The organism is Streptomyces sp. YS-3, from assembly GCF_045257485.1.
In the GTDB taxonomy this organism is placed as follows: Bacteria; Actinomycetota; Actinomycetes; order Streptomycetales; family Streptomycetaceae; genus Streptomyces.
The window spans coordinates 1-12,939 of sequence record NZ_JBJHPC010000158.1 but is presented as its reverse complement, the minus strand read 5'-3'; the positions used below and the strand labels follow the sequence as shown (position 1 = coordinate 12,939).

12 protein-coding genes are annotated in these 12,939 nt (G+C 71.4%); 10 read left to right on the top strand and 2 right to left on the bottom strand.

Annotated features, from left to right (window positions below):
• Positions 1-58: 58 nt before the first annotated feature.
• Positions 59-1,489, top strand: a complete 1,431-nt coding sequence (locus tag ACJA3G_RS15625; RefSeq protein ID WP_406553578.1) for a DUF2079 domain-containing protein — start codon at positions 59-61, stop codon at positions 1,487-1,489.
• Between the two features lie 11 nt (positions 1,490-1,500).
• Here the strand turns inward: ACJA3G_RS15625 and ACJA3G_RS15620 are convergent, their stop codons facing one another.
• Positions 1,501-1,779, bottom strand: coding sequence for a PLD nuclease N-terminal domain-containing protein (locus tag ACJA3G_RS15620; RefSeq protein ID WP_406553577.1), 279 nt, complete (start codon positions 1,777-1,779; stop codon positions 1,501-1,503).
• 89 nt (positions 1,780-1,868) lie between these two features.
• Between ACJA3G_RS15620 and ACJA3G_RS15615 the strand changes: the two genes are divergently transcribed.
• The 8 genes from ACJA3G_RS15615 (at position 1,869) to ACJA3G_RS15580 (ending at position 8,370) form a co-directional block, all read left to right on the top strand.
• On the top strand, positions 1,869-3,320 hold the full coding sequence (locus tag ACJA3G_RS15615; RefSeq protein ID WP_406553576.1) for a menaquinone biosynthesis decarboxylase: 1,452 nt from the start codon (positions 1,869-1,871) through the stop codon (positions 3,318-3,320).
• Positions 3,317-4,222 (top strand): menaquinone biosynthesis prenyltransferase MqnP, encoded by a 906-nt coding sequence (mqnP, locus tag ACJA3G_RS15610; RefSeq protein ID WP_406553575.1) that lies wholly within the window; start codon positions 3,317-3,319, stop codon positions 4,220-4,222. Before ACJA3G_RS15615 ends, mqnP begins: the two co-directional genes overlap by 4 nt.
• Before the next feature lie 38 nt (positions 4,223-4,260).
• Complete coding sequence (locus ACJA3G_RS15605; RefSeq protein WP_406553574.1) at positions 4,261-4,968, top strand: UbiX family flavin prenyltransferase; 708 nt, start codon at positions 4,261-4,263, stop codon at positions 4,966-4,968.
• A gap of 112 nt (positions 4,969-5,080) precedes the next feature.
• Positions 5,081-5,530, top strand: a complete 450-nt coding sequence (locus ACJA3G_RS15600) for an Lrp/AsnC family transcriptional regulator (protein WP_067160265.1) — start codon at positions 5,081-5,083, stop codon at positions 5,528-5,530.
• A gap of 54 nt (positions 5,531-5,584) precedes the next feature.
• Positions 5,585-6,763, top strand: a complete 1,179-nt coding sequence (gene mqnE / locus ACJA3G_RS15595) for an aminofutalosine synthase MqnE (protein WP_406553573.1) — start codon at positions 5,585-5,587, stop codon at positions 6,761-6,763.
• 4 nt (positions 6,764-6,767) lie between these two features.
• Positions 6,768-7,292: a GNAT family N-acetyltransferase gene (locus ACJA3G_RS15590; protein WP_406553572.1), complete on the top strand. Its 525-nt coding sequence runs from the start codon at positions 6,768-6,770 to the stop codon at positions 7,290-7,292.
• Between the two features lie 61 nt (positions 7,293-7,353).
• On the top strand, positions 7,354-7,650 hold the full coding sequence (locus tag ACJA3G_RS15585; protein WP_406553571.1) for a DUF4229 domain-containing protein: 297 nt from the start codon (positions 7,354-7,356) through the stop codon (positions 7,648-7,650).
• A 60-nt stretch (positions 7,651-7,710) separates the two neighbouring features.
• Positions 7,711-8,370, top strand: a complete 660-nt coding sequence (locus ACJA3G_RS15580; RefSeq protein ID WP_406553570.1) for a TetR/AcrR family transcriptional regulator — start codon at positions 7,711-7,713, stop codon at positions 8,368-8,370.
• 70 nt (positions 8,371-8,440) lie between these two features.
• Here ACJA3G_RS15580 and ACJA3G_RS15575 read toward each other — a convergent pair whose 3' ends face one another.
• Entirely contained in the window at positions 8,441-12,055 is a 3,615-nt protein-coding gene (locus ACJA3G_RS15575) for a ricin-type beta-trefoil lectin domain protein (protein WP_406553569.1), read from the bottom strand.
• Between the two features lie 284 nt (positions 12,056-12,339).
• Between ACJA3G_RS15575 and ACJA3G_RS15570 the strand changes: the two genes are divergently transcribed.
• Positions 12,340-12,939 (top strand): hypothetical protein (locus ACJA3G_RS15570; protein WP_406553568.1); only part of this gene is annotated, 600 nt, incomplete at its 3' end.

The following is a 12,939-nucleotide window of genomic DNA, read 5'->3' as shown; positions in this document are numbered from 1 at the left end:
GACCCGCACCCGCTGACCCGCACCCGCTGACCGCACCCGCCGACCCAAGGACCTCACCGTGCACGGAGCTCTCCTCGCGCTGCCCGAAACCCGGGTCCGGCCCACCCGCGTATCCGACGAACAAGGGCCAAAAGGGCGTTGGCGCATCCCCGGCGCCCGCGATCCGTACGTCCTCGCCGCCGCCCTGTTCGCCGCGTACGCGACCGTCTCCGTGCTCCGGTTCCGGCGGATGGAGACGCTCTCCTGGGACCTCGGGATCTTCGAGCAGGCCATCCGCGGCTACGCCCATCTGCGGGCACCCGTCGCCGACTTGAAGGGGCCGGGCACGAACATCCTGGGCGACCACTTCAGCCCGGTCACCGCGCTGCTCGCCCCCGTCTACCGGCTCTTCCCCACCCCCGTCACGCTGCTCGTCGCCCAGTCCGCGCTCTTCGCGCTCTCGGCGGTGCCGGTGACCCGGGCCGCCGCCCGGCTGCTCGGGCGGGGCGCCGGGCTGGCGCTCGGCGTCTCCTACGGCCTTTCGTGGGGCCTGCAGCGGGCCGCCGACTTCGACTTCCACGAGATCTGCTTCGCGGTGCCGCTGATCGCCTTCTCCCTCGAAGCGGTCCTCGCCCGGCGCTGGCGGGCCGCGCTCTGCTGGGCGCTGCCGCTCGTCCTGGTCAAGGAGGACCTGGGGCTGACACTGGCGGCCCTCGCGGCCGTGGTCGCCCTGCGCGCCCGGCGGACCTCGCCGCGCGCCGCCGCGTACGCGGCCGGGGTCGCGGCCTTCGGGATCGCCGCCGTCGTGGTGACCCTCACGGTGGTGATACCGGCCTTCAACTCGACCGGGGCGTACGACTACTGGAACAAGACCGGTGGCGCCGGGCCGTTCGCCGCGTCCGGCACCAAGCTGCGCACCCTGCTGTGGCTGCTGCTCCCCACCGGGCTGCTCGCGCTGCGCTCACCGCTGGTGTTCGCCGCCGCGCCGACGGTCGGCTGGCGGTTCCTCTCCTCCGACGACCACTACTGGTCGACCGACTGGCACTACAGCGCCGTCCTGATGCCGGTCCTGGCCCTCGCCCTCGCCGACGCCGTGGACAGCGGCCGTCGCAGTCCGCGCCCGTGGCTGCGCGCGTACGCCCGGCAGCTGCCCGCCGCCGCGGCCTCGGCCGCCCTCGCGCTGACCACCGCGCTGCCGCTGGCCGCGCTCACCGAGCCGGCCACGTACGCCAGGAGCGCCGAAGTGAGCGCGCGCGAGCGGGTGCTGGACCGGATCCCGGACGGCGCCACCGTCGAGGCGAACGTCGGGCCGATCTCGCGGCTCACCTCCCGCTGCCGGGTCCTGTGGGTGGGCGACGCCCGGCGGGTGATCCCGGACTACATCGCGCTCGACAACGTCTCGGGCTGGGCGGGCGACCCACGGGAGTACGCGCGTCAGCTGCACCCGTCCGCCCGGTACTCGATGACCGGCGTCGCGTACGGATACGTGGTCCTCGAACGCCGGAGCTGACCCGGCCCCGCCTAGTCCTGCGGGTCGTCCCTCGGCCGGTTCAGGCTCGCCAGGAACTCCGGGTTGTCGTCCGGGGCGGTCCAGCCGCCCCGGCGGCCGGCCACGCGGCGCGGGCGGCCCGCGAAGAACCAGGCGACCGGCCCGAGCAGCACCTCGCCGAAGAGCAGGATCACGATCACCCACACCACCTTCGGGAGGCCGCGGACCTCCTCCTCCGGGGTGTTCAGACAGTCGATGAAGGCGTAGATCCACAGCGCCAGGACCAGCAGGAACGGCAGATACCTGAGCATGTTCGGGTGGTCCCCCCAGGGAACGGCGGCGGGGCGTCCGGCAGCCCCGGTGACGGGCCCAGGGTAACCGGTGCCCGATACTTGACCTCATGGCTTACGACGATCTTCGCTCGCTCCTGAGGGCGCTGGAGCGTGAGGGCGACCTCATCCGCATCAAGGCCGAAGTCGACCCGTACCTGGAGATCGGGGAGATCGTCGACCGGGTCAACAAGGCCGGCGGGCCCGCTCTCCTCTTCGAGAACGTCAAGGGCGCGGCCATGCCGCTGGCCATGAACGTGTACGGCACCGACCGGCGTCTGCTCAAGGCGCTCGGGCTCGCCTCCTACGACGAGATCAGCGAGAAGATCGGCGGGCTGCTCAAGCCCGAGCTCCCGCAGGGCTTCGTCGGGGTGCGCGAGGCCTTCGGCAAGCTCGGCTCGATGGTCCACGTCCCGCCGAAGAAGGTGAAGGACGCCCCGGTCCAGGAGGTGGTCCTGACCGGTGACGACGTCGACCTCGACCGGCTGCCGGCGCTGTTCACCTGGCCCGAGGACGGCGGCTCGTTCTTCAACCTGGGTCTCACCCACACCAAGCACCCCGAGACGGGCGTGCGCAACCTCGGGCTCTACCGCCTCCAGCGCCACGACAAGCGCACCATCGGGATGCACTGGCAGATCCACAAGGACAGCCGCAACCACTACGCGGTGGCCGCCCGGCGCGGTGAGCGGCTGCCCGTCGCCATCGCCTTCGGCTGCCCGCCCGCCGTCACTTACGCCTCGACCGCGCCGCTGCCGGGGGACATGGACGAGTACATGCTCGCCGGGTTCATCCAGGGCAAGCGCGTCGAGATGGTCGACTGCAAGACCGTGCCGCTCCAGGTCCCGGCCAACGCCGAGGTCGTCATCGAGGGGTGGCTGGAACCCGGCGAGATGCTGCCCGAGGGGCCGTTCGGCGACCACACCGGCTTCTACACGCCGCAGGAGCCGTTCCCGGCGCTCACCATCGACTGCGTGACCATGCGCCGGCGCCCGCTGCTCCAGTCCATCGTCGTGGGCCGCCCGCCCACCGAGGACGGCCCGCTGGGCCGCGCCACCGAGCGGTTCTTCCTGCCGCTCCTGAAGATCATCGTGCCGGACATCGTCGACTACCACCTGCCGGAGTCGGGCGGCTTCCACAACTGCGCGATCGTCTCGATCGAGAAGAAGTACCCCAAGCACGCGCAGAAGGTGATGCACGCGATCTGGGGAGCGCACATGATGTCGCTCACCAAGCTGATCGTCGTCGTCGACGCCGACTGCGACGTCCACGATCTGCACGACGTGTCCTGGCGGGCGCTCGGCAACACCGACTACGCCCGTGACCTCACCGTCGTGGAGGGACCGGTCGACCACCTCGACCACGCCTCGTACCAGCAGTTCTGGGGCGGCAAGGCGGGGATCGACGCGACCGCGAAGTGGCCCGAGGAGGGCTACACCCGCGACGGCGGCTGGCCGCACATGGTCGAGTCGGACCCGGAGACATCCGAACGGGTGACCCGACGGTGGAAGGAGTACGGACTGTGAGCGCCTCCGCTGCCGCCGCCGTCCCGCAGCCCGGCCGGACCAAGGCCTTCCTGCGGCTGGTGATGATCGAGCACTCGGTCTTCGCGCTGCCCTTCGCCTATATCGCGGCGCTGACCGCGATGTTCCGGCTGGACGGGGACATCCACTGGGTGAAGCTGCTCCTGGTCACCGTCGCCATGGTGGGGCTGCGCACCTTCGCGATGGCCTGCAACCGGATCATCGACCGCGAGCTCGACGCCCGCAATCCGCGCACGGCCCACCGGGAACTGGTCACCGGCGCCGTGTCGGTGCGCTCCGCCTGGACCGGCGCGCTGATCGCGCTGGTCGTCTTCCTGGGCGCCGCCGGGCTGCTCAACCCGCTCTGCCTGGCCCTCGCCCCCATCGCGGTGATCCCGATGGTGGTGTATCCGTACGGCAAGAGGTTCACCAACTTCCCGCAGGCGATCCTCGGGCTCGCGCAGGCCATGGGTCCGGTGGGCGGCTGGCTCGCGATCACCGGGGAGTGGTCGTGGCACGCGGTGGTCCTGGGTCTCGCGGTCGGCGTCTGGATCGGCGGCTTCGACCTGATCTACGCCTGCCAGGACGTCGAGTCCGACCGCGAGTGCGGGGTGCTGTCGGTGCCGGCCCGGTTCGGCGTGCCGAACGCGATCCGGGGCGCCCGCGCCTGTCACGCCGTCACCACGGCGCTGCTCGTCTGGTACGCGCTGGCCACCGGCGCCGGGGTGCTGTTCTGGGCCGGGCTGGTGATCGTGGCGGCGGCGTTCGTCTATGAGCACACCATCGTCAAGCCGCACGACCTGTCCCGACTCAACCGGGCGTTCTTCACCACCAACGGTTTCATCGGGATCTCGCTCTTCGTCTGCGCGCTCCTGGACCTGCTGGTGCGCGGGCTCTCGGTGTGACGGTTCCCGCCCCCGGGTGGCCGGATAGGCTCGGGCACGTGGAGCAGGTGAACGCAGACAGCGGGCGTGAGGCGCCGCGACCGCGCACGCCCTGGGTCGTCGGGGTCTCCGGCGCGTCCGGGACGCCGTACGCGGCGGCCGTGCTGCGCGGGCTGCTCGCGGCGGGGGAGAGCGTCGACCTGGTGGTCTCCCGGGCCTCGCGGCTCACCCTGCTCGACGAGACGGGGATCGCCTTCCGTGACGCCCACTGGCGCGAGGACCTCGCGAAGTGGCTGGCGCGGGGGGCGGACGGCAAGCCCGGGACCTTCGACGTGGCCGGTGCCGCGCTGGAGGCCGTACGGCACTGGAGCGCCGGGGACCTCGGCGCCGGGCCGTCGTCCGGCTCGTATCCGGTCAAGGGGATGCTGATCGTGCCGGCCAGTACGGCCTGTGTGGCCGGGGTGGCGCTGGGGCTGTCGAAGGACCTGTTGCAGCGGGCCGCGAGCGTGACGCTCAAGGAGCGGCGCCCGCTGGTGGTCGCGGTGCGCGAGACGCCCCTGAACGGGCAGACCCTCAGGCACCTGGTGGCGCTGGACGAGGCGGGGGCCGTGGTGCTGCCGGCCTCCCCGGCGTTCTACGCGGGGGCCACGCACATCCAGGATCTGGTGGACTTCGTCGCCGGGCGGGTGCTGGACGCGGCCGGTGTGCCGCACGGCCTGTACCGCCGGTGGGAGGGAGAGCTCGGGGGAGGCTCCCGCCCCGGTTAGCGCTTGTCTCCCCCGGTACGACTTGCTGAAGGATCGCAGGGTGTCGGCCCTGCGTGCCTTAGATTTATACCTAAACTCGCGGTATTGCTGAATAATGGAAGGCTTCAGGCATATGGACGCCGTGGACAGGCAGCTCATCCAGGCTCTGCGGGAGAACGGCAGGGCCTCGTACGCCGAACTCGGCCGGCTCGTCGGTCTCTCCGGGCCCAGCGTCACCGACCGCATCAACCGCCTGGAGGCGGCGGGGGTCATCACCGGCTACCGCGCCACCGTCAACGCCGCCTCGCTCGGCCTCGGCGTGACCGCCCTCATCGGCATCTCGCTCTCGGACGCCGCCGACCACGAGGACGTCGCCCGCCGGCTGCGCGACCTGGAGGAGATCGAGGATTGCTGGTTCATCGCCGGCGACGACTCGTACATGCTCAAGATCCGCGCCTCCGACGTGGACGGCCTGGAGAAGACCATCCGGCGCCTGGGCTCCACCAAGGGCGTCTCGCGCACCCGGACGACCATCGTGCTCTCCACCAAGTGGGAGAACCGGGTCGGAGAGCTGCCGGAATAGAGGGGGGCGTACCGTGGTGGAGGTTTTGTACGCAAGACATTGGGAGGCCGCCGCATGACCGCATCGATCACGGATGTGGGCTTCAAGCGCGAGCTGGAGGCGAAGGTCCGAGCCGGTGAGCGGCTGTCCCGCGAGGACGGCGTGGCTCTCTACGAGTCGGACGACCTGGCCTGGCTCGGCGGCCTCGCGCACGAGGTGCGCACCCGCAAGAACGGTGACGTCGTCCACTTCAACGTCAACCGGCACCTCAACATGACGAACGTGTGCACCGCGTCCTGCGCGTACTGCTCGTTCCAGCGCAAGCCGGGCGAGAAGGACGCGTACACGATGCGCATCGAGGAGGCCGTCCGCCTCGCCAAGGCGATGGAGAACGAGAACCTCACCGAGCTGCACATCGTCAACGGGCTCCACCCGACGCTGCCCTGGCGCTACTACCCGCGTTCGCTCAAGGCCCTCAAGGAGGCCCTGCCGAACGTCGGTCTCAAGGCGTTCACGGCGACCGAGATCCACCACTTCGAGACCATCTCGGGGCTGACCGCCTCCGAGATCCTCGACGAGCTGATCGAGGCGGGCCTCGAATCGCTCACCGGCGGCGGCGCGGAGATCTTCGACTGGGAGGTCCGTCAGCACATCGTCGACCACGACACCCACTGGGAGGACTGGTCGCGCATCCACCGGCTCGCCCACGAGAAGGGTCTCAAGACCCCGGCGACGATGCTGTACGGGCACATCGAGGAGCCCCGGCACCGGGTCGACCACGTGCTGCGGCTGCGTGAGCTCCAGGACGAGACCGGCGGCTTCCAGGTCTTCATCCCGCTGCGCTACCAGCACGACTTCGTGGACATGCAGGACGGCAAGGTCCGCAACAAGCTCCAGGCGCGCACCACGATGGCGACCGGCGCGGAGGCCCTGAAGACCTTCGCGGTCTCCCGGCTGCTCTTCGACAACGTGCCGCACGTGAAGTGCTTCTGGGTCATGCACGGTGTCCAGACCACGCAGCTCGCGCTCCAGTTCGGCGCCGACGACATGGACGGCTCGGTCGTCGAGTACAAGATCACGCACGACGCGGACAACTACGGCACGCCCAACAAGCTGACCCGTGACGACCTGCTCGACCTGATCCGCGAGGCCGGGTTCCGCCCGGTGGAGCGCAACACCCGCTACGAGATCATCCGCGAGTACGACGGCCCGGACCCGGCGCTGCGCGAGTCGCCCCAGGCCATGCGGATCTGATTCCGTGGCGCTGACGTTCACCCTCGACCCGCCCCTCACCCGTGAGCTGCGCGACGGCGTCCTCGGGCTGTGGGTGGACGTGTCGGAGGCCGGCGGCGCGGTCGGGTTCGTGCCTCCGGTGGCCGTCGAGGACGTCCGGGCCGAGCTGGTGCGCCACCTCGCCGGGATGGCCGAGGGCCGCGTACGGCTGCTGGTCGGCCTCGACGAGGACGGGGCCGTCGCCGCGACCGCGTTCCTGGTCCGCAACACGCACCGGCTGATGCGGCACTGGATATGGGCGTACACCGTCATGGTGCACCCCGCCCACCAGGGCCGCGGTCACGGCCGCGACCTCATGGGGGCGCTGGCCGGGGCCGCCCGCTCGCTGGACGGGATCGAGGCGGTCCGCCTGACCTGCCGGGGCGGCCTGGGCCTGGAGGGCTTCTACGCCTCCTGCGGCTACCAGGAGGTCGGCCGGGTGCCGGGCGCGATCCGCGTCGCGGACGGGGTCGACCGCGACGACATCACGATGCTGCTCCCGCTGAATTGATCGAATAACGGACGTGCTTCACTGGACGGGCAGGATCGCCGTACGAGAGAGAAGGTCAGCCGTGAACATCGCCAAGCCGAGCGCCACCGTCCGGTACACCGCGATGCGCGTCGCCGTCTTCGTCGCCTGCATGGTGTTCGTCGCCCTGCTGGTCCACTTCAAGATCATGCCCGCGGGTCTCGGGGACGCCAACGCGATCTGGGTCGTGCTGCTGGCGCTGGTCCTGTCCGCGCCGCTCAGCTTCGTGCTGCTGCGCAAGCAGCGCGACGAGATGTCCGCGCAGATCGTCACCAAGGTGGAGTCGGCCAAGGCCCGCCTGGAGGCCAACCGCAGCCAGGAGGACGGCGCGGTCCAGTAGCCGCCCCGCACGTACCCTTGCCCGGGAGCGGGACGGCGGCCCAGGAGGACACGGACTGATATGGGTGCGGGTGGGGACGCGGGTTCGGGCCGGGGCCGGCGGATGCCGCGGGCCGTACGCGAGCGGCAGATGCTGGACGCGGCCGTCCACACCTTCGCCCGGCTCGGGTACCGGGCCGCTTCCATGGACGAGATCGCCGAGCTGGCCGGGGTCTCCAAGCCGCTGGTCTACCTCTATCTGAACTCCAAGGAAGACCTCTTCACCGCCGTGATCCGGCGCGAGGCCCGTGCGCTCGTCGACGCGGTACGGGCCGGGACCGAGCCCGGGCTGCCCGCCGACGCCCAGCTCTGGGCCGGGCTGCGGGCCTTCTTCGTCCACACCGCCGAGCATCCGGACGGCTGGGCGGTACTGCACCGCCAGGCCCGCACCCACGGGGAGCCGTTCGCCGCCGAGGTCGCGGTGATGCGCGAGGAGATCGTGACGTTCGTGACGGCCCTGATAGGCGCGGCGGCCCGGGAGGCCCACGGCGCCCCGGACCTGGCCGCCCGCGATGTGGCCGGCCTGGCCGAGGCCCTGGTGGGCGCGGCGGAGTCGCTGGCGGGCTGGGCCAACGAGACGGAGGGCGCCTCGGCGAAGGAGGCGGCGGCCACGCTGATGAACTTCGCGTGGGTGGGGCTGGGCAGCCTGATGCGCGGGGAGCGCTGGACTCCGGGGCGGTGAGCCGGCGCGGGTGCGCCCGCCCCCGGCCGGCCGGGGACGGGCGCACCCGCGGATCAAGCGGTGAGGGGGCTCAGAACAGCCCCACCACGCCCTGCACCAGCGCCGCGTCGCCCACGACCGTCGACGTGCCGTGGGCCGTCGGGGTGCCGGGGTAGAAGCGCAGGCCGCCGGGGGCCGCCTTGCAGACCGCCCAGAAGTCGGGGGTCTCCTGGCCCGCCGTGGGCACGAACTTCAGATAGGTGCCGGTGTCGACGACCGTGCCCTGCGCGTTGCCCGCGCCCGCGAAGAACGGGATGTTCGTCGACTGCCAGTCGGCCGTCCCGTACACGGTCCGGCTCCCGATGCCGTACGTGGTGTTGCCGGAGGTGTCCGTGGCACGGGTGCCCGGGTACAGGTAGAGCTTGCCGTAGTCGGCGTGCGCCGGGTCCGTGGTGACGTGGCGGCCGAGCAGGTCGGGGATGCCGTCGCCGTTGACGTCACCGGGCGAGGTGAAGTCGAAGCGGTCCCAGGAGCTGAAGCCGAACTGCTTGGCGGGCAGCAGCTTGTACGAGCCGGGCTCGGCGGCGAGCGGGCCCTCGGCGGTGCCGGAGTAGAGCCACATCCCCTCGCCCTCCTGGACGATGAGGTCGGAGCCGGGCATGCCGTCGGCGTCGCGCGGCGTGAGGATCTGGCCGGTGCCCGCCCAGGTGCCGGGGGCCGTCCAGTCCTGGGTGGCGGCGGCGCCGCAGTTCATGATCTGCACGGGCGTGCTCTTGACGGCCGCGCCGGCCGCCGTGTCCAGGCAGCGGCCCGAACCCTGGTTGAGCAGCGAGCCGTCACCGCGGTCCAGCCACTGCTGGGCGGGGCTGCCGTCGCAGTCGGCCAGCTGGACCGCCGAGGCCAGGTCGGTGCCGGCCGCCGCCGCGCACTTGCCGAGCACCTTCAGGGCGCCACCGGTGAGCTGGAAGTCCTGCGCGGTGGTGGCGTTGCAGGTGTAGATCTGGAGCGGGGTGCCGTTGGCGGTGCCCGCGGACTTCACGTCCAGGCAGAGGCCGCCGGGGCCGGACAGCGGGCCGTTGTCCTTGCCGGTGGGCCGCAGCAGCTCCTTGCGCTGGGTGGTCAGCGGCATCCCGTTGCCGTCGCCCGGGTACAGGTACAGCTTGTTGCCGACCTTGACGAAGAAGTCCTCGTACCCGTCCATCGTCTGGCCGTCGGTGGCGGCGATGAAGTCGCCCCGGTGGGCCACCCGCACACCGTTCCAGCCGCCCGAGGCGAGGGTGCGCGGCGCCTTCAGGGTGCCGTCGCCCTTGCCGCTGAACAGCCGCAGCGTGCCGTCGGAGGCGGTGGCCAGCAGGTCGACCTGTCCGTCGCCGTCGAGGTCGCCCGGCAGGTCGCCGTGGACCCGCCCGGCCGAGTCGTGCACGAACGCCGGCCGGTCGGTGGCGATCAGGGTGGTGTCGGTCGGCGCCGAACCGCCGCCGTACGCCGAGGTGTTGCCCGCCTTGTCGTACGCCTCGACGTGCAGCCGGTTGCTGGGCCACAGGCTGGGCTTCACGGTCACCGTGGCGGTGCCGTCGGCGCCGGCCTTCACATAGGTACCGCTGGGGCACCGCAGACCGGAGACCGACAGCGGCTGGTTGAGCGAGTAGCAGAACCCGTCCACGCCGCCCTGGTCGGTGGAGGTGAACCTGACCGTACGGTCGGTGCGCGCGGGCACCTCCGCCACGTCCAGCGCGTGCCCGTCGGTGGCGGTCACGGTGGGCTGGGCGGGCGCGGCCCTGTCCACGCCGAAGCCGCAGCCCGTGGTCCACGCCGAGGTGTCCAGGCCGTCACGGGACTGGACGGTCCAGGTGTAGCGCTTGCCGGTGGCGAGCAGGGAGGCTTCGATCCGGGCCTGGGCGGTGCCGCCCGCGGTCACGGTCGAGGTGGGCGAGGCGATCACCGCGCCGGTGTCGTAGTCCTTCAGCTGGAAGGCGCCGGTGATCTGGCCGCCCTCCGGGTCGGAGATCTTCGCGGTGAGGGTGAGGCCGTCGTTGCCGACGACCGGGAAGGCGGCCGGGTCGGTGGAGCAGGCGATCGGCAGCAGACCGTCGGCGCCGGGTGCCCAGGAGCCCTGGAAGGCGCCGGAGGAGTCCACCTTGGGCGGCGAGTTGTAGGTGATCTCCAGGCTGGGGTCGTTCTGGAACTTCTTCCAGCTCTGCTCGTTGCCCTCGAAGTCGGCGCGCGAGCGCAGGCCGAGGGTCATGTCGTTGTCACCGGCGTCCGCGACGGCCTGCACCGCGGTCTTGATCGAGGCGGCGTCGAAGTCCTCGCCGGCGGCGGCGCACTGGGTCGAGGACCAGCCGTGCGCGAACGTCTTCTCCTGGAGGGTCTGCTTCCAGGCGGGCTGGTTGTTCCAGGTGGTCGAGGAGGAGATGGGTCCGGTCAGGCCCAGCTCGACGGGGGTCTTGGTGCATGACCACGCATAGCTGTTGAAGACGTTGAACGTGGCCGAGATGATCTTCGATCCGGCCAGGCCCTTGGTGTTCAGCTGGAAGTACGAGCGGGCGGTGCCGTTGGTCGAGGTCTCGTGGCCGAGGCGGGCGATCTTGTCGCTGAAGGTGCCGCCGTTCCAGTACGCGGTGTTGGCGATCGTGGAGTTGCCCGACTGCTTGTACGCCATGGCCCAGTTGTTGCGTCCGCCGCCGGAGAAGATCGGGTCGATGACGACCGGGAAGACCGTCCCGGGGTCCTTCAGCATCGCCGCGTCCGGTGTGATCCGCAGATGGTCGCCGCTGACCTCGGTGCCCATCGGGACGAGCTCGGGGGGCGCGGTCTCGGCGGCCGGGCGCACGCCGCGGGCCAGCTGGGCCGCCGCCTGCTCCGGCAGGTGCGAGGAGTCCCACATGGTGGGCGCGGGGGCGGTGAAGAGCCGGGCGCCGGAGCGGGTGTCGGTGGCCGTCAGATTGCCCTTGGCGTCCGCCTTCAGGCGCGCGCCCGTCAGGTGCAGGGCGAGCGAGAGCTCGGCCAGGCGCGGGTCGGAGGCGGCCCCGCGGGTCTTGACGACCAGGTGCTGGGCGAAGCCGTCGACGTCGGCCCGCAGGGTGAGGTCGACACCGGGCAGCACCTCGGGGTAGAGGGCGGTGTCGCCCTCGACGCGGGGCTGCGGCAGCGCGTCCGGCCAGGAGACCGAGAGGGCCCTGCCGTCCTTGGTCATCGTGGCGAGCGGGCCGGTGCCGCCGCCGGAGAAGGAGATGCCGAAGGTGGCGGCGGCCGGGGCGTACCGTCCGTCGGCGCCCTGCTTCAGCGTGGCGTCGGCCGCCCGCCAGGCTCCGGCGACCCGGGCGAAGGCGGGGCGGACGTACTGGCGCATGGTGAGCGACCCGTCCGGGTTGGCCAGCACCTGTGACATCTCGTCGCGGCGGTCCAGGATCTCGACCGGGCGGCCGGTCCGCTTCGCCTGCGCGCGGGCCCGGGCCTCGGCGGTGGCGGACGCCCGCGCCGGGGAATCAGCAACTCCGGAGGCATGGGCTCCGGAATTAGTGATTCCAGAAGTGTTGGTTTCAGCCGCGGAGCCCTGGGTTCCATGCGCACTTGTCCGGCTCTGCGTACCCCCGCCGGTAATCTCGTCCGCAAATGCCGCGTGCGCCGCGGCCAGTTGTGCAAAGCCGCCCGCACCGAGCGCGGCTGCCATCAGCGCGGCCGGCAGCCGTCTGCCCCGGTGCATGTGATGTCCCCTCACCAATCCCCACCCTCATATCAGTTAATGCTGCTTGCAGAGCGGGAGCGTAACGCCGGAATAACGTCCGAACTAGCCTTTTCGCACCCTTGGCTGTGTCTTTGCGTGTGTATGTTTCGGCAATTGTTCTCCTCTCGTTACCTCCCCTCTCAACTGCGGTGTTCGCATGGCGAATTGTGCTTCCGCCCGTAAATTCCTTGGTGTTAAGTTCCCCGAGGCGCCCCTGACTTGGGGCGCCTTTTGAGCTGAATACGGAGAGTTGGAGACTTCCAGTGAGTCGTACACGGGCGGGGACTTCGAGATACGACGAGGACTCGGGAGGAGCCAGACGCCGCCGCGCCACGGCGGCGCTGGGCGCGCTTACGGCGAGCGCGGTGCTGGTCACGATGGTGCCGAGCGTCGCGGCGGCGGCCGGGAAGGTCGATTTCTCACTGCGTTCGGTGCAGAAGACGGCCTCGGTTTCCGGCTCCGAACTGGGCGGGGGCGGTTCCGCCGCCAGAAGTGAGACCGCGAAGCGGCCCTGGCGGGCGCCGAAGGTGACCTGGCCGGCGGCCGGGGACAGCGAGGTGGACCTGAGTGGGGTCGCGCCCGATGCGTTGGCAAAGAGTGCGGCGGGCCGGAGCGTGGCCGGATCGCGTCACGCGGCGGCGCCGGGCAGCCCGGTCGGGATCGCGCCGCTCGCGCCGAAGGCGGCCAAGTCCGCCAAGGGCCCGGCCGCGGCCGGTGCGCCCGCCCGGGTGCGGGTGCGGATGGGCGACCGCGCGGCGGCCGGCCGTCTGGGCCTCGACGGAGTCGTGCTCGGGGTCGCCCGTGACGACCGGGGGGCCTTGGCGGGGCGGGCCTCCGTACAGCTCGACTACAAGGGGTTCCGG

Coding starts and splice junctions, on each gene's coding strand:
- ACJA3G_RS15580 (WP_406553570.1), top strand. CDS start 7,711: ATGGGTGCGGGTGGGGACGCGGGTTCGGGCCGGGGCCGGCGGATGCCG.
- ACJA3G_RS15600 (WP_067160265.1), top strand. CDS start 5,081: ATGGACGCCGTGGACAGGCAGCTCATCCAGGCTCTGCGGGAGAACGGC.
- ACJA3G_RS15615 (WP_406553576.1), top strand. CDS start 1,869: ATGGCTTACGACGATCTTCGCTCGCTCCTGAGGGCGCTGGAGCGTGAG.
- ACJA3G_RS15575 (WP_406553569.1), bottom strand. CDS start 12,055: ATGCACCGGGGCAGACGGCTGCCGGCCGCGCTGATGGCAGCCGCGCTC.
- mqnE (WP_406553573.1), top strand. CDS start 5,585: ATGACCGCATCGATCACGGATGTGGGCTTCAAGCGCGAGCTGGAGGCG.
- ACJA3G_RS15620 (WP_406553577.1), bottom strand. CDS start 1,779: ATGCTCAGGTATCTGCCGTTCCTGCTGGTCCTGGCGCTGTGGATCTAC.